At 50.0% G+C, this 15,566-nt stretch carries 17 protein-coding genes; 13 read left to right on the forward strand and 4 right to left on the reverse strand.

Going from position 1 to position 15,566, the window contains the following annotated elements:
- Positions 1-46: 46 nt before the first annotated feature.
- From WJM45_RS01715 to WJM45_RS01725, 3 genes are read right to left on the reverse strand one after another with little or no spacing between them, the layout of a single operon-like run.
- Entirely contained in the window at positions 47-2,008 is a 1,962-nt protein-coding gene (locus tag WJM45_RS01715) for a DUF3488 and transglutaminase-like domain-containing protein (protein ID WP_341327279.1), read from the reverse strand.
- Between the two features lie 3 nt (positions 2,009-2,011).
- Complete coding sequence (locus tag WJM45_RS01720; protein WP_341327280.1) at positions 2,012-2,956, reverse strand: DUF58 domain-containing protein; 945 nt, start codon at positions 2,954-2,956, stop codon at positions 2,012-2,014.
- Complete coding sequence (locus WJM45_RS01725; RefSeq protein ID WP_341327281.1) at positions 2,953-3,858, reverse strand: MoxR family ATPase; 906 nt, start codon at positions 3,856-3,858, stop codon at positions 2,953-2,955. Before WJM45_RS01725 ends, WJM45_RS01720 begins: the two co-directional genes overlap by 4 nt.
- A 197-nt stretch (positions 3,859-4,055) precedes the next feature.
- Between WJM45_RS01725 and WJM45_RS01730 the strand changes: the two genes are divergently transcribed.
- Positions 4,056-4,397 (forward strand): TraR/DksA family transcriptional regulator, encoded by a 342-nt coding sequence (locus WJM45_RS01730; protein ID WP_341327282.1) that lies wholly within the window; start codon positions 4,056-4,058, stop codon positions 4,395-4,397.
- Here WJM45_RS01730 and WJM45_RS01735 read toward each other — a convergent pair.
- On the reverse strand, positions 4,367-4,588 hold the full coding sequence (locus WJM45_RS01735) for a hypothetical protein (RefSeq protein ID WP_341327283.1): 222 nt from the start codon (positions 4,586-4,588) through the stop codon (positions 4,367-4,369). The two genes, WJM45_RS01730 and WJM45_RS01735, sit on opposite strands and share 31 nt — an antisense overlap.
- 76 nt (positions 4,589-4,664) lie before the next feature.
- Between WJM45_RS01735 and mnmG the strand changes: the two genes are divergently transcribed.
- The 12 genes from mnmG to atpD all read left to right on the forward strand — a co-directional run bounded on the left by mnmG (position 4,665) and on the right by atpD (position 15,556).
- Positions 4,665-6,533, forward strand: coding sequence for a tRNA uridine-5-carboxymethylaminomethyl(34) synthesis enzyme MnmG (mnmG, locus tag WJM45_RS01740; protein ID WP_341327284.1), 1,869 nt, complete (start codon positions 4,665-4,667; stop codon positions 6,531-6,533).
- Positions 6,533-7,162, forward strand: a complete 630-nt coding sequence (gene rsmG / locus WJM45_RS01745; protein ID WP_341327285.1) for a 16S rRNA (guanine(527)-N(7))-methyltransferase RsmG — start codon at positions 6,533-6,535, stop codon at positions 7,160-7,162. The genes mnmG and rsmG overlap by 1 nt, the downstream gene beginning before the upstream one ends.
- A 4-nt stretch (positions 7,163-7,166) precedes the next feature.
- Positions 7,167-7,934 carry a ParA family protein gene (locus WJM45_RS01750; RefSeq protein WP_341327286.1) on the forward strand — a complete coding sequence of 256 codons (768 nt, stop codon included), beginning with the start codon at positions 7,167-7,169 and terminating at the stop codon, positions 7,932-7,934.
- Between the two features lie 7 nt (positions 7,935-7,941).
- A complete protein-coding gene (locus WJM45_RS01755) occupies positions 7,942-8,814 on the forward strand; it encodes a ParB/RepB/Spo0J family partition protein (RefSeq protein ID WP_341327287.1) in 873 nt (290 codons plus the stop codon).
- 162 nt (positions 8,815-8,976) lie between these two features.
- Positions 8,977-9,336, forward strand: a complete 360-nt coding sequence (locus tag WJM45_RS01760; protein WP_341327288.1) for an ATP synthase subunit I — start codon at positions 8,977-8,979, stop codon at positions 9,334-9,336.
- 24 nt (positions 9,337-9,360) lie between these two features.
- Positions 9,361-10,137, forward strand: a complete 777-nt coding sequence (gene atpB / locus WJM45_RS01765; RefSeq protein ID WP_014146838.1) for a F0F1 ATP synthase subunit A — start codon at positions 9,361-9,363, stop codon at positions 10,135-10,137.
- A 229-nt stretch (positions 10,138-10,366) separates the two neighbouring features.
- Entirely contained in the window at positions 10,367-10,636 is a 270-nt protein-coding gene (gene atpE / locus WJM45_RS01770) for a F0F1 ATP synthase subunit C (RefSeq protein WP_198482344.1), read from the forward strand.
- Positions 10,637-10,678: 42 nt separating this feature from the next.
- Positions 10,679-11,152 (forward strand): F0F1 ATP synthase subunit B, encoded by a 474-nt coding sequence (locus WJM45_RS01775; RefSeq protein WP_341327289.1) that lies wholly within the window; start codon positions 10,679-10,681, stop codon positions 11,150-11,152.
- A 5-nt stretch (positions 11,153-11,157) separates the two neighbouring features.
- Positions 11,158-11,691, forward strand: a complete 534-nt coding sequence (locus WJM45_RS01780; RefSeq protein WP_341327290.1) for a F0F1 ATP synthase subunit delta — start codon at positions 11,158-11,160, stop codon at positions 11,689-11,691.
- Positions 11,692-11,707: 16 nt separating this feature from the next.
- Positions 11,708-13,249 carry a F0F1 ATP synthase subunit alpha gene (atpA, locus tag WJM45_RS01785; protein ID WP_341327291.1) on the forward strand — a complete coding sequence of 514 codons (1,542 nt, stop codon included), beginning with the start codon at positions 11,708-11,710 and terminating at the stop codon, positions 13,247-13,249.
- 12 nt (positions 13,250-13,261) lie between these two features.
- Entirely contained in the window at positions 13,262-14,128 is an 867-nt protein-coding gene (gene atpG / locus WJM45_RS01790) for a F0F1 ATP synthase subunit gamma (RefSeq protein WP_341327292.1), read from the forward strand.
- Positions 14,129-14,173: 45 nt separating this feature from the next.
- Complete coding sequence (gene atpD / locus WJM45_RS01795) at positions 14,174-15,556, forward strand: F0F1 ATP synthase subunit beta (RefSeq protein WP_341327293.1); 1,383 nt, start codon at positions 14,174-14,176, stop codon at positions 15,554-15,556.
- Positions 15,557-15,566: the final 10 nt, after the last annotated feature.

The raw sequence follows: 15,566 nt of genomic DNA on the forward strand, positions 1-15,566 counted from the left end.
TTTATGGAAATTGTCATGTCGGTGACATGACAATTTTATTTTCCGGTTATCTTCGGCGAATCTTAAGCCGGTCTACTCGTTCGCTTAGCTTGCTCAAGTCTTCTTGCGACGATTCTTTTTGATAGCGTAATTTGATGAACAAGCCGGTGATGTCGTCTATCGCCTCGGCTTGATCCGGATACGCTTTCTTGCTCCGTTTAGCAAAATCGAGAGGTCCTTCGCCAGCGTTTCTTTTTAGGCCGGCCTTGCCTAGCCGGGCGCAGAACCGGCGATAGCAGCGCAATACTTTGTCGGCGGTTTTTTCTTTGCGCGATAACAATAGCCAGCTGAGTATCGCGGTGAATAAGGCGCCAAGTCCGACTAGCCAATAGAGCATTTGTTTTAACGATTCTATACCGAGCGAGGCTAAAAATTGGGTCTGATTGGCGGAATGATAATTGATGACCCAGCGCTGCCAGTTGTAATCGACGCTGCTCCATAATTGCCGGGCTTGTTTAAGCCAGTCGAGCTGTCGTGCCAAATCGCTGTCGGCGGAGAAAAAGCTGATGTTTCGGCTGGCAATTTGTTGTTCGATATTGACGTTTTGTTCGATTCTTTCCGGCGCTACCGCGGCAGTAGGGTCGACGCGCACCCAGCCCCGGTTTTCCAGCCAGACTTCGGTCCAGGCATGAGCGTCGGCTTGTCTTATTTCCAGAAAATTGCCGACAGGATTCAAGATCCCGCCGTGATAGCCCGTGACGACGCGTGCAGGAATGTTCGCAACACGCATCAGGTAGGTGAAGGCGGCCGCATAATGGCTGCAAAACCCGCTTCGAGTTTCGAATAAAAACGTTTCGATCGGATTGTCTTCCATTAAGGGCGGTGTCAGCGTGTAACTGAAATTTTCTCGGTTGAAATGTTGTAGAACACGGTCGACGAATTGTTCGGGCCGCGTATCGAAGCCGCCGAGTCGTTTGATTAGCGAGGTGATTTTTTGGGAAGCCGGTCCCGGTAACTGTGTATTGGTGCGTAACTTATGGGCTTCTAGCGTTCCGGTGCGGTAGCTGGGATAAGATGTGATGAGGTATTCGGCGCGCTTGTCGGGGTTGCCGCTTCGCGTCAGCAAATATTCCGAATTCATGCGCAGTTGCGGCGGGTAGTCGCCGGCCATTTCCAGCGCGAAGACCCAATTGTTATTTTGAGGTTCGAGTAATAGCGTATAGCGATAAGCCGGTTCGCTGAAGTCCGGTTCGGCGGCGGCCTTATAGGTGTAGCGTTTTGCTGTGGTCCAGCGTTTGCCGTCGGTGACGGAAAACACCGGGCCGCGCCAATAGCGCAGTCTATTCGGCGGTATCGGGCCTTGAAAGCGGACGCGGAATACCAGTTCGTCCGAAAAGCCGAGGTCGCTGATCGAGCCGGGTTCCATGCTGTCGCTGAGCCCTGTTTTGGCTCGGCTTTTGTCTTCGAACAGCATCCAGCGCGGCGCTTCGACTCTCGGAAAAAAAACGAACAGCACGATCGCGAGAGGCAGGGCTTGAGCCAGGATGACGGCCGCTGTTTTCAGCGCGTTTAAGGTATTTTGCCGGCGGCTGTTGATGGCGACCAGCGTGCCTAGTAGTACGCAGCAAACGAACAAGATATAGCCCGCCATGGCGATGCTCTGCTCATACAAAAATTGCGAAGCGGCGACGATGAAAGCCAGAAAGATAATCAAATACAAATCGCGTTCTTGCCTGATTTCGAGTAGCTTTAATGCCAGTGCGGTCATGAACAGTCGGGTTCCGGCATCGCGGCCGAAGAGTCCTTGATGCTGCGAATAAAGCAGGGCGAGGCCGCCCACGGTCAATAAAAACAGTAAGAATTTGCCGGGTAAAAATCTCGTCTGCCAAATGCCGATGAAGCGCCAGGCCAGCAGCAATGCGAAGAACCCGAAAGTCGAAGCCGGGATGTGGTAGATATGCGGTAGCGCAATCAATCCGACCGAAATCAGTAGAAACAATAAGATATTTTTTTCGATATCGACGGGCATAATCTAAAACAGGGCGAGAGCTTCCAGGCATTGAGTCAGGTGAGCGGGACCGAGGCCGAGGCCGATTTTTTGGCCGGGCAGTTTAAGGCCGTAACGAAGCCCGGCTTTTTCCGCGTCGAGAACCCAGCGGCACAGTCGGCTCAAGCGTTCCTCGTTGCCGTAACCGGTGCAGGCTTCGTAATGGAGCCACAATTCATCGCCTTGCTCGCCGCTGTATTGCTTGCTAAAAAGCCCCTGGCCTTTGGCATAAGCTTTCCAGTGGATGCGTTTGATCGAATCGCCGCGTTGATATTCTTGAAGGCCGTAAAAGTCGTCGGTGCCTTTTTCGGTTTTACCTTGATCCGACGAGTCGCCGCCGGTTTCGGGGAAGGGAATTTCCTGCGGCCAGGGTTTCGGGTAGACCAGTACCGATAGGTTAAACCGCAACGGCGACCAGGCGCGGAACAAGCCGAGCGGATAGCCGCTCGATAGGGTGATCGTGCCGCAGGGCTGATAGCCGCGGCGTTGTGTCGGAGCATAAAGTCTAGCGGTTTTTTTCTCGTAGGGTTCAAGGGTCAATTGAGTTTTGTCATGCAAATCGATTTCGAGACTGAAGCGAGGAGCTGGGGTCGGGTTGTCGATATGAATTTCGAATACGGCGCGTTCTCCGGCGAATACCGGCTTGCATTGTCCTTTTTGAATGATCAGGCCGGCTAAGGCTTTGTAACTATGTAGGATGCCGATAAAAAATACGCTTGCTAGCAAGAAAGTCAGAAAATAGGCGAGGTTGTTGGTATAGACGAACGCGATCAGCAGCAACAGTAGGATCAATACGACAAAGCTCAGGCCACGCTTGGACGGCAAAATAAAGATTCGGCGTTGGTTTAGCCGGATGGCTTCGTCGGACGGTTTTTCGCCGGCAAAAAAACGGCTTAACCGAAAACGGTCCTTGATCGACAAGGTACTCAAAGCACGTTCACTCGTTCGAGTATCGGCGCGACGACCGCGCCGGAATCCTGACTGGTGGAACGCAGGCGATGGCCTGCGACAGCGGGGAGCACCGCTTGTACATCTTCGGGTAATACTGCATCGCGACTGTCCATGAACGCCCAGGCCTTGGCCGCGTTGAGCAGGGATAAGCCCGCGCGCGGCGACAGACCGCAAGGGTAATCGGGGAATTCGCGGGTAAAAGTGATGATGTTCTGCAAATAATCCAGCAATGCGCTTGAAACGTGCACGGTGTTGACGAGTTGTTGGATGTTTTTGAGCTGTTCGGGCGGTAATTCGGTTTGAAGGTTTTCAATTAAATGAAAACGCGACTGTCCGCTCAATAATTCCCGCTCCGCGTTGCGGTTCGGATAACCCAGCTCAATGCGCATCAAAAAACGGTCCAGTTGCGATTCGGGCAAAGGAAATGTGCCGATTTGATGAGCGGGGTTTTGCGTTGCGATCACGAAAAACGGCGAGGGCAAGTGATAGGTTTTGCCTTCGACCGTAACTTGTTGTTCCTCCATCGCTTCCAATAAGGCGCTTTGTGCTTTGGGCGTCGAGCGGTTGATTTCATCGGCCAGAATCATTTGATTGAAGATCGGCCCCGGATGAAATTTGAAACTGCGTTCTTCCGGGTCGAATATCGATGCGCCGATAATATCGGCCGGCAGGATATCGCTGGTAAATTGAATGCGTTGATAATTCAAGCCCAGCAATTTAGCCAGAGTATGCGCAAGCGTGGTTTTGCCGACGCCGGGTATGTCTTCGATCAATAGATGGCCTCGAGCCAAAAGGCAACATAGGGCTAAACGGATTTGATGTTGTTTTCCGAGAATGATTCGATTGGCGGATTCCAGCAAAGGAGCGATTGGGTTTTGCATGAGGAGATGATTTTTGTGCGAAGTGGATTATTAATTTTATCGGCGTTCCTCGATAGACATGCCCTGCTCCCTAAGATCGGCGAAACTGCTCAAGCTGGGAATTGTTGATAAGATAAAGTCTCATGAGAATGAATGCCGAAGTTAATGGTACTATGCTATCTACAACTATAGTTTAAAATTAATGTCAGGGTAGAGCTGTGAGTGAATACGAGGAAGTCCGCGAAAATTTGATCGAAATGCTCGAGGAGCTTGACGAGCGCCTGAGCAAAATTACCGAGGACGTCAAACATGCCGATGAGCCGTTATCGCAAGATTTCGGCGAACAGGCCGTGCAAACCGAGAATGACGAAGTATTGGATTATATAGGCAATACGACCCGGGCGGAGATGGTTAAAGTCAGGCATGCCATTGATCGGATAGACGATGGCGAATACGGTTTTTGCGAAAATTGCGGAGCGAAAATTAACAAGGAGCGGCTGAAGGTTTTACCTTTTGCCAATTTGTGCATTCAGTGCGCGGAAAAAGCGGAAAAGGAATAGGCTATTTCGATCGAGAAGCCTTTACCGATAACGTCCATGGACATCATCGGTAAAGGCTCCCTGCCGGGGTGTTTAGCTTTGCGGCGATATTGGGTTCTGTCGCGGAATATTTGGGCTTTGTTAAACTGATGTGCGTGCTTGGCAACCAAGTTGTTTTGCGCGTTGGGTGCCGGTTTTTTAGGCTTTTTCATAAATAAACTCCTGAATAATTTTGGACAACGCCTCTTTACTATTTAAAATAGCGCTTTATTTGAGCATTAAAAGCCTGTGAAATTCAAAAAAAATTTTGATGTCATCGTGATCGGCGGCGGTCACGCCGGAACCGAGGCAGCATTGGCGGCCGCCCGAAGCGGCGCGCAAACCTTGTTACTCACCCAAAATATCGATACCTTGGGGCAGATGAGCTGCAATCCGGCGATCGGCGGTATCGGTAAAGGGCATCTCGTCAAGGAAATCGACGCGCTCGGCGGCGTCATGGCCGAGGCGATCGATCATGCCGGCATTCAGTTTCGTATTTTAAACGCCAGCAAAGGTCCCGCGGTCAGAGCGACTCGCGCGCAAGCCGATCGTAGTCTTTATAAGCAATACGTGCGTAGCGCATTGGAAAATCAAGCGAATTTGGCCTTGTTTCAGCAAACGGTTGCCGATTTGATCGTCGAAGGCGGTCGGGTTGCCGGCGTTAAAACCCAAATGGGGCTCGAATTTCGAGCGCGCGCCGTTGTCTTGACCGCCGGGACGTTTTTAGCCGGACGTATTCATATCGGACTAGAAAATTATACCGGCGGGCGTGCCGGCGACCCTGCCTCTGTCGAGTTGGCCGAGCGTTTGCGTGAGTTGCCGTTCCGAGTGGACCGATTGAAAACCGGCACGCCGCCGCGCATCGACGGTCGCACGATCGATTACAGTCGATTGGAAAAGCAATTCGGCGACGATCCGGTTCCTGTTTTTTCGTTTTTGGGCAAGCGCGAGCAGCACCCGCGGCAAATTCCTTGCTTCATTACGCGAACCAATAGCCGGACGCATGACATCATTCGGTCCGGTCTGGACCGTTCGCCGATGTACACCGGTGTGATCGAAGGCATCGGGCCGCGCTATTGTCCTTCTATCGAAGATAAGATCGTGCGTTTCGCCGATCGCGATTCGCATCAGATTTTCATCGAGCCGGAAGGCTTGAATACGAACGAAATTTATCCGAACGGTATTTCAACCAGCTTGCCGTTCGATGTGCAATACGAATTCGTAAGATCGATGCTCGGTTTCGAAAATGCCGAAATCATTCGCCCGGGCTATGCGATCGAATACGACTTTTTCGATCCGCGCGATCTTAAGTCGTCATTGGAAACCAAGCATATGCCGGGTTTGTTTTTTGCCGGGCAAATCAACGGCACGACCGGTTATGAAGAAGCAGCCGCACAAGGCTTGATTGCAGGGCTCAATGCCGCGCGCTCGATTCGCGGTCAGGAAAGTTGGTGTCCGGCTCGCGACGAGGCATACATCGGCGTGATGATCGATGATTTGATCACGCGCGGCACGCAAGAGCCTTATCGTATGTTTACGAGCCGTGCCGAATACCGGCTGCTGCTGCGCGAAGATAACGCCGATCTACGCTTGACCGAAACCGGCCGCGAGTTGGGCTTGGTCGGCGATGAGCGTTGGCGCAAGTTCGAACATAAGCGCGAACAAATCGGTGCTTTGCAAGCGGAACTGTCGAAAAAATGGCTTCGGGCCGAAACGGAAGACGCCAAACAAGCCGAAGCGTTTTGGGGCAAGCCGTTGCAGCGCGAAGTCAACTTGATGGATTTGCTGCGCCGTCCCGAAGTGGATATCGAGCGGCTGTTGAGCTTTATCGAGCGGGATGAAATTCCGGGGCAGGTGTCCGAGCAAGTCGCGATACAGGCTAAATATTCGGGGTACATCGACAGGCAGCAGACTGAAATCGACAAGACCAAGCGTTACGATCATTTACGTTTGCCGGAAACGATCGATTACCGGAACGTCTCGGGGCTTTCAAACGAAGTCTGTGAAAAACTCAGAAAACAACAGCCGGAAACGCTGGGACAGGCTTCGCGAATTCCCGGCGTGACGCCGGCGGCGATATCCTTGTTGCTGGTCCATTTAAAGAAGAAAAGCGCCTGATGGATACTTGCCGGAAACGACTCCAGGCCGGTCTCGATGAATTAAACTTAACGCTTGGCGATGAACAAATCGACCGCTTGTTGAGTTTCATTGGGCTGATCGAAAAATGGAATAAAGCCTTCAATCTAACCTCGATCCGTGACCCAGAAGCGATGGTAAGTCTGCATCTGCTCGATAGTCTTGCGGTTTTACCTTATGTTACCGGGCAAACGGTCATCGATATCGGGACCGGCGCCGGATTGCCGGGCATTCCTTTGGCCGTTTGCCGGCCGGACAAAACTTTCACGTTATTGGATAGCAATAGCAAAAAAACCCGTTTCGTGCAGCAGGCCGTTTTAGAGTTGAAATTGGCTAATGTTCAGGTTTGTCATAACCGAGTTGAAGCCTTTAAGTCTGAGCATTTGTTCGATACGGTCATTATGCGAGCGTTTACTAATTTACCGGACATGTTGAAAATGACCGGGCATTTGATCGCGCCGGGCGGCGTGTTGTTGGCGATGAAAGGCCAGTATCCCGAGCAGGAGTTGCAGCAAATCGGGTGTGACGCGACAGTGATACCGATACGGGTTCCGGGAATAGAAGCGCAGCGATGCCTGATTCAAATTAACAAGCCTACGCAGCGGGAGTGAACAAGTGGGAAAGGTGATAGCAGTTACCAATCAAAAAGGCGGGGTCGGTAAAACGACGACCAGTGTTAATCTGTCCGCGGCTTTGGCGGGCGCGAAACGAAAAGTGTTGTTGGTGGATCTCGATCCGCAAGGTAATGCGGCGATGGGTTGCGGCGTCGATAAAGACTCGGTGCAATATTCCAGTTACGATTTGTTATTAGAAGATGTGCCGGCGGCCGAGACTGTTGTAAAGCAAGAGTCGTGCGGGTTTTCGATCATTCCGGCCAATTCCGACTTGACGGCAGCCGAAGTCAATATGCTTCAGATCGATCGCAAGGAGCGGCGTTTGGCCGAAGCCTTGCAGCCGATTAAGGATCAGTACGACTATATACTGATCGATTGCCCTCCTACATTGAATATGTTGACATTAAATGCCATGGTCGCAGCCGATAGCGTATTGATACCGATGCAGTGCGAATATTATGCGCTGGAAGGTTTGTCGGCGCTGATGTCGACATTGAGAAACATTCAAGGTTCGGTGAACCCCGGGTTGCAACTCGAAGGTATTTTAAGAACGATGTTCGATAATAGAAGCCGTTTGACCAAAGACGTATCCGATCAGCTGGCTGAATATTTCGGCGATAAAGTTTTTCGCACCACGATTCCGCGTAATATTCGCTTGGCCGAGGCGCCGAGTCATGGTTTGCCGGTGATTCAATACGATAAGTCGTCGCGCGGTGCCTTGGCTTATATCGCGTTAGCGGGCGAAATGATTAGAAAAGAGAAGAAATAAGGCAATTATGGCGGTACAAAAACGAGGTTTGGGTCGGGGATTGGATGCTTTATTGGGCGATGCGCCACCTGCGACAGAGAAAAAAAACGAACTGCAAAAACTGCCGATCGAATGGTTGCAGCGTGGAAAGTTTCAACCGAGAAAGGATATCGATCCGGAAAGAATCAAGGAGCTAGCCGATTCGATCAAGGCACAAGGTATCATTCAACCGATTGTGTTGCGTAAAATCGGCGATGAACGATATGAAATCGTTGCCGGAGAAAGGCGTTGGCGCGCTGCGCAACTTGCCGGGTTGCAAGAAGTGCCGGTTGTTGTGCGCGATATCGACGATAAGGGGGCGATGGCGATCGCGTTGATCGAAAATATTCAACGCGAAGACTTGAATCCACTGGAAGAGGCCGACGCATTGAGAAGGCTTCTTGAAGAGTTTGGGTTGACGCATCAACAAATCGCCGATGCGATCGGTAAATCCCGCGCGACGGTGACCAACTTATTACGATTGATGGAGTTACAGCCGGAAGTCAAGCAGTTGCTGGTCGATAAGCAAATCGAGATGGGGCATGCCCGGGCTTTGTTGCCGTTGGGTCGCGATCTGCAAATTCAGGCCGCGCAGAAAATCGCTAAGCAAAGTCTTTCGGTCAGGGCGGTGGAAAAACTGATCAGAGATTTGCAGACCGAGCCGCTGAAAAACGAACCGGCGGAGGTCGATCGCGATACCCTTCGATTGCAGGAGGATTTAACGTCGAAACTCGGCGCGAAAGTCTCGATCAATCATAAACAAAACGGTTCCGGCAAACTGGTGGTGGCTTATTCGAGTTTGGAGCAATTGGACGGCATCATCGAGCAGCTCAGTTATTCGGAAAATAGAATTACCGATTGATTTTGTTTGTCCGGGATAGGGTGAAACCGGAAAATCAGGCTGAACGATTGGCTGATTTTTAAATGAATCGTTGCAAAGTAGGAAATGCTCTGTTCCTTATTCTTCCTTGATTAAATGAAGCCTCATCGCTATAATCCACAAGTTGTTGTATCCGGAGTCGGTGTGACGGACGAAAAGATTTCTACAGTCGGAAAAATCTTGATTTTACAAGCGTTCGTTATTATCGCGATATCTTCCGGATTTGCAGTTTTTTCGGGGCTGCAGAGTGCTAAATCGCCGTTTCTAGGCGCGTTAGTCGCATTTATACCGAATCTATACTTTGCTTTGCGCATCCTTAGGGCGAGCGGGCAAGGCGCCAAAAAAATCGTGAATTCGTTTTATGCCGGCGAATCGGGAAAGCTTATATTGACAGCTGTGCTGTTTTTTTTGATTTTTCAAATTCCGAATATCAATATTTTAACGCTGCTATCGGGGTATATAGCAGTATTGTCCGTATTTTGGTTTGCGCTAATTATGCGCTGACGATTTCAATTCGAGAGAGGAAAGATGGCTACTGAAGCCCATGCAGCCGAAGGGGCAACCGGATATATCGTTCATCATTTGACACCATTGAGTGTTGGTGAGGGTTTCTGGACTTTGCATTTGGATACTCTGTTTTTTTCCGCCGTGTTGGGTGGATTGTTCATTTGGTTTTTTAAAATGGCGGCCGAAAGAGCCACTTCCGATGTCCCAGGATTGGTGCAAAATTTTGCCGAAATGATGATAGAGTTCGTCGATTCACAGGTTAAAGACAGCTTTCACGGAAAAAGCGAATTGATCGCGCCATTGGCGTTGACGATTTTCTGCTGGGTCTTCCTGTTTAATTTCATGGATTTGTTCCCGGTCGACTTGTTACCGATGATCGGCTCCATGATGGGTATCGAATATCTCAGAGTCGTGCCTAGTACCGATTTGAATGCGACCTTCGCCATGTCGATTTCGGTATTCTTCCTGATTATTTTTTACAGCATTAAGGTCAAAGGCCCTTGGGGATTCGCCAAGGAATTGATGTTCCAGCCGTTCGGTCCTTGGTTGTTGCCGTTCAATCTTTTGCTTAAATTGGTCGAGGAATTGGCCAAACCGATCTCATTGGCGCTTCGTTTATTCGGTAATCTATATGCCGGCGAACTAATATTTATTCTGATTGCGCTGTTGCCGTGGGCAATACAGCCGGCGCTGAGTTTTCCGTGGGCGATTTTTCATATTCTGATTATTACGCTGCAAGCTTTCATATTCATGGTTTTGACGATCGTCTACCTGAGTATGGCTCACGAAGATCACTAACTATTTTTGTATCTATTCAGCATAAGTTATATATGAGAAGGTGTCAGGCATTGATTTATAAGGCTGTCTGCAACAGGACGTTGCAGTCAGAGCTTACAGGGATGTATTCACGCGTCCTTAGAAATCAATGCCTGACACCAACCTGCCGCATGCGCTGAATAATCACCTATTTTTTTACTTTAATTTTAATCATACGTTTGGAGGTATCATGGAAAATTTAGCGTCTTTAATTGCTGATGTTCAAGGCATGACAGCGATCGCTGTCGGACTGGTTTTGGGAATGGGTGCGCTTGGAACCGCTATCGGTTTCGGTTTGTTGGGCGGTAAATTTTTGGAAGGCGCGGCGCGTCAACCGGAAATGGTGCCTATGTTGCAGGTCAAAATGTTCATTGTTGCAGGCTTGTTGGACGCGGTAACCATGATCGGCGTTGGTTTGGCATTATTCTTCACATTTGCGAATCCGTTTTTATCCGCTGTTCAAGCCGCTGCCGGTAATTAATAGATCCGGTTTTTTAACTAACAGCAACAAGAGGAACGCATCGTGAGTATCAATGCTACTCTGATTGGTCAAATGATTACATTCGCGCTTCTGGTATGGTTTACCATGAAGTTCGTTTGGCCCCCACTTTATCAATCCCTGGAAGAGCGGAAGAAGAGAATAGCCGACGGATTGGCGGCGGCCGAAAAAGGCCAGGAAGAAATGGAATTGGCCGAGAAAAGGGCCATCAATGTCCTCAAAGAAGCCAAAGAGCAGTCTTCGGATATTGTCAATCTGGCGCAAAAACGGGCCAATGAAATTGTCGAGGAGTCGAAAGACGCCGCTAAGAAAGAAGGCGAACGCTTACTTGTCGCCGCTCAAGCACAGATCGATCAAGAATTGCAGCAAGTCAAAGAAAGTTTGCGCAAGGAAGTCTCTTCCTTGGCGCTGAATGCGGCAGAACAAATTTTAAGCGCGGAAATCGATCAAGCCAAACACCAAGAAATCTTGAATAAAGTTTCCAATCAAATAGGTTAAGCACCATGAGCGAACTGGCAACATTGGCGCGGCCTTATGCGGAGGCGGCTTTCAAACGAGCGAAGGAAATCGGCGCGACAGCACAGTGGTCCGATAATTTGGCGTTTTTGTCCGCGGTCTTGAGCGACTCTAATATTGCGATGGCAGCCGATAATCCGAAAATCGCTAAAGAAAGTTTTTTAAACTTGATGTTGGACATCTGCGGCGAACATCTTGATCAAGAAGGCAAAAACTTTTTAAAACTGCTCATCCATAATAATCGGCTGAAATTGGCCGCGCAAATTGCGAAGATTTACGAGCAATTTAGAGCGGACGATGAAGGATACTCCGAAGTTCAGGTCATATCCGCTTATCCTTTGACGGAAGACGAGCAAGGCAACTTAGTGTCCAGATTGGAGCGTTGGCTGAATAAGCAAGTTCGTTTGGATATCTGGAACGACCGGTCGCTGATCGGTGGCGTACTAATCCGTGCCGGAGACAAGGTGATCGACGGAACCGTCAAAGGCCAGCTTCTTCACATGCAGAAAGCTCTACAGTGAGTGAGAGAAAAAGAACATGCAATTAAACCCATCAGAAATCAGTGATCTTATCAAGCAAAAGATCGAAAATTTCGACCTGAGCGTCGAAAGCCATACCGAAGGCACCGTAGTCAGTGTAACCGACGGTATCGTCAGAGTGCATGGACTTTCCGAAGCCATGCAGGGCGAGATGTTGGAGTTTCCTGGAAATACCTATGGCATGGCGCTTAACTTAGAGCGCGATTCGGTCGGGGCTGTGGTTCTGGGTTCTTACGAACACATTACCGAAGGCGACACCGTCAAATGTACCGGTAGAATTTTAGAAGTTCCGGTCGGCGAAGCGTTGCTGGGACGCGTTGTCGACGCATTGGGCAATCCGATCGACGGCAAAGGCGCGATTAACACAAGCGAAACTTCTCCGATCGAAAAAATCGCTCCGGGCGTTATCGCACGCCAATCGGTCGATCAGCCGGTGCAAATCGGCCTGAAATCGATCGACTCGATGATTCCGGTCGGTCGCGGCCAACGCGAATTGATCATCGGCGACCGCCAAACCGGTAAAACCGCCATTGCCGTCGATGCGATCATCAATCAAAAAGGCACTGGCATCAAATGTATTTATGTCGCGATCGGCCAAAAGCGTTCTTCGATCGCTAACGTCGTACGCAAGCTCGAAGAGCACGGCGCGATGGAGCATACCATTGTCGTAGCGGCTTCCGCATCCGAATCCGCAGCTCTGCAGTTCATCGCGCCGTATACCGGTTGCTCGATGGGCGAATATTTTAGAGACCGCGGCGAAGACGCATTAATTATTTACGACGATTTGACCAAACAAGCTTGGGCCTATCGCCAAGTATCGTTATTACTTCGTAGACCGCCGGGTCGTGAAGCTTATCCGGGCGACGTTTTCTATTTGCATTCCCGTTTGCTCGAAAGAGCGGCAAGAATCAATGCCGACGAAGTCGAAAAATTGACCAATGGCCAAGTGAAAGGCAAAACCGGTTCGTTGACAGCACTTCCAATCATCGAAACGCAAGCAGGCGACGTATCGGCTTTCGTTCCGACCAACGTAATTTCGATTACCGACGGACAGATCTTCCTCGAAACCGACCTGTTCAATGCCGGTATTCGTCCTGCGGTTAACGCGGGTCTGTCGGTATCGCGGGTAGGCGGCGCGGCGCAAACCAAAATTATCAAGAAATTGGGTGGCGGTATTCGTTTGGACTTGGCTCAGTATCGTGAATTGGCGGCTTTCGCTCAGTTCGCGTCCGATCTTGACGAAAGCACGCGTAAGCAAATCGAACGCGGTCAACGCGTGACCGAGTTGATGAAACAAAATCAATATTCGCCGATGTCGGTCGCGCAAATGGCGGTGTCGTTGTTCGCTGCGAACGAAGGCTATCTGGATTCGGTCGATGTCAATAAAGTACGCGATTTCGAAGACGCTCTGCAACTATACATGAAATCCGAAAAGTCGGATTTGATGGATCAGATCAATGCAACCGGCGACTTCTCCGATGACATCAAAGAAGGCATTAAATCCGCCATCGAAACGTTCATTAACACGCATAGCTGGTAAAAGGGTCGTCAAATGGCTGTCGGTAAAGAAATACGCACTAAGATCGGAAGTATCAAGAATACTCAAAAGATCACGCGCGCGATGGAAATGGTCGCCGCGAGTAAAATGCGTAAAACGCAAAACAGAATGCAGGCAACGCGGCCTTACTCGAAAAAAATGGGTCAGATCATCAAGCATCTGGCTCATGCCAATGCCGAGTACAAACACCCTTATTTGATTCCGCGAGAAGTCAAAAGGGTTGGTGTGATCGTCGTCAGTTCGGATCGCGGTTTATGCGGCGGTTTGAATTCTAATCTATTCCGTAAAACCCTAGTGCAGTTACGCCAATGGGAAAAAGACGGCATCGATGTCGATATTTGCACCATCGGAACCAAGGCGGCCGGGTTTTTCGGTAACTTACAAAAAATCAATTTGGTTGGGCAAGTCGGCAAGCTTGGCGACACGCCGCATCTAAACGATATCATCGGTATCATAAAAATCATGCTCGACGCTTATGAGGAAGGTCGAGTCGATGAGTTATATGTGATCAGTAATGAGTTTGTTAACACGATGACGCAACGACCGAATGTCGAAAAACTACTGCCGGTCATTGCCGATGAGATCGAGGACGAATTGAAAGGGCATTGGGATTATATTTACGAACCCGATGCGAAGGAAGTTCTGGATAATCTGCTGATTCGCTATATCGAATCGATCGTGTATCAGGGGCTGGTCGAGAACAATGCTTGCGAACAGGCTGCCCGGATGGTTGCGATGAAAAGCGCTTCGGATAATGCCGGCAAGCTTATCGGCGAACTGCAACTGGTTTACAACAAAGCCCGACAAGCCGCGATTACGCAGGAAATTTCCGAAATCGTTGCCGGCGCCGCTGCTGTGTAATGCACAGACGAATTAACAGATTTAAGTATTGAAGAGGACGACAAAATGAGTTTGGGTAAAATCGTTCAGATTATCGGGGCGGTCGTGGATGTCGAATTTCCACGCGAAAGCCTTCCGAAAGTCTATGATGCACTAAATGTTGAAGACAAGAATCTTGTTTTGGAAGTGCAGCAGCAATTAGGCGACGGCGTGGTCAGATCTATTGCAATGGGTTCGACCGACGGATTGAGCAGAGGATTGCAAGTGAGTAATTCCGGTGCGCCTATTGCGGTACCGGTCGGTCAAAAAACGCTGGGCCGTATCATGAATGTACTTGGCGAGCCGATCGACGAGAAAGGCGCTATCGGCGAAGACGAAAGATGGGCGATTCACCGCGAAGCGCCGTCTTACGATGAGCAAGCCGCCAGTAATGAATTGCTCGAAACCGGCATCAAGGTTATCGACTTGGTTTGTCCATTCGCGAAAGGCGGTAAAGTCGGTTTGTTCGGCGGTGCCGGCGTCGGCAAGACCGTCAACATGATGGAATTGATTCGTAACATCGCGATCGAACACAGCGGTTTCTCGGTTTTCGCCGGCGTTGGCGAGCGTACCCGTGAAGGTAACGACTTCTATCACGAGATGACCGACTCGAAAGTTATCGACAAGGTATCGTTAGTTTACGGTCAGATGAACGAGCCGCCAGGCAATAGACTGCGTGTGGCTTTGACCGGGTTGACGATGGCCGAGTTTTTCCGTGAAGAAGGCCGTGACGTATTGTTCTTCGTAGATAACATATACCGTTACACATTGGCGGGTACCGAGGTATCGGCATTGTTGGGCCGTATGCCGTCGGCGGTAGGCTATCAGCCTAACTTGGCGGAAGAAATGGGCGTATTGCAAGAACGTATCACCTCGACCAAAACCGGATCCATTACGTCGATCCAGGCCGTTTATGTTCCTGCCGACGACTTGACCGACCCGTCACCGGCTACGACATTTGCGCATTTGGACGCGACCGTGGTATTGTCCCGTCAAATCGCCGAGCTGGGTATTTATCCGGCGATCGATCCGCTTGACTCGACCAGTCGCCAGTTGGATCCTTTGGTTATCGGCCATGAGCATTACAATGTCGCTCGTGCGGTGCAAGGGACTTTGCAACGGTACAAAGAGTTACGAGACATCATCGCGATTTTAGGCATGGATGAATTGTCGGAAGAAGACAAGTTGATCGTTTCGAGAGCGCGCAAGATTCAAAGGTTCTTGTCGCAACCGTTCTTCGTAGCAGAGGTTTTCACCGGTTCTCCGGGAAAATATGTTTCATTAAAAGACACCATCGCCGGCTTCAAAGGTATTATCGATGGCGAGTACGATCATGTTCCGGAGCAAGCATTCTACATGGTCGGCACGATCGACGAGGCTTTGGAAAAAGCCAAGGGCATGAAAAAGTAACCGGACGATG

This window comes from Methylotuvimicrobium sp. KM2 (genome assembly GCF_038051925.1).
Classification (GTDB): Bacteria; Pseudomonadota; Gammaproteobacteria; order Methylococcales; family Methylomonadaceae; genus Methylotuvimicrobium.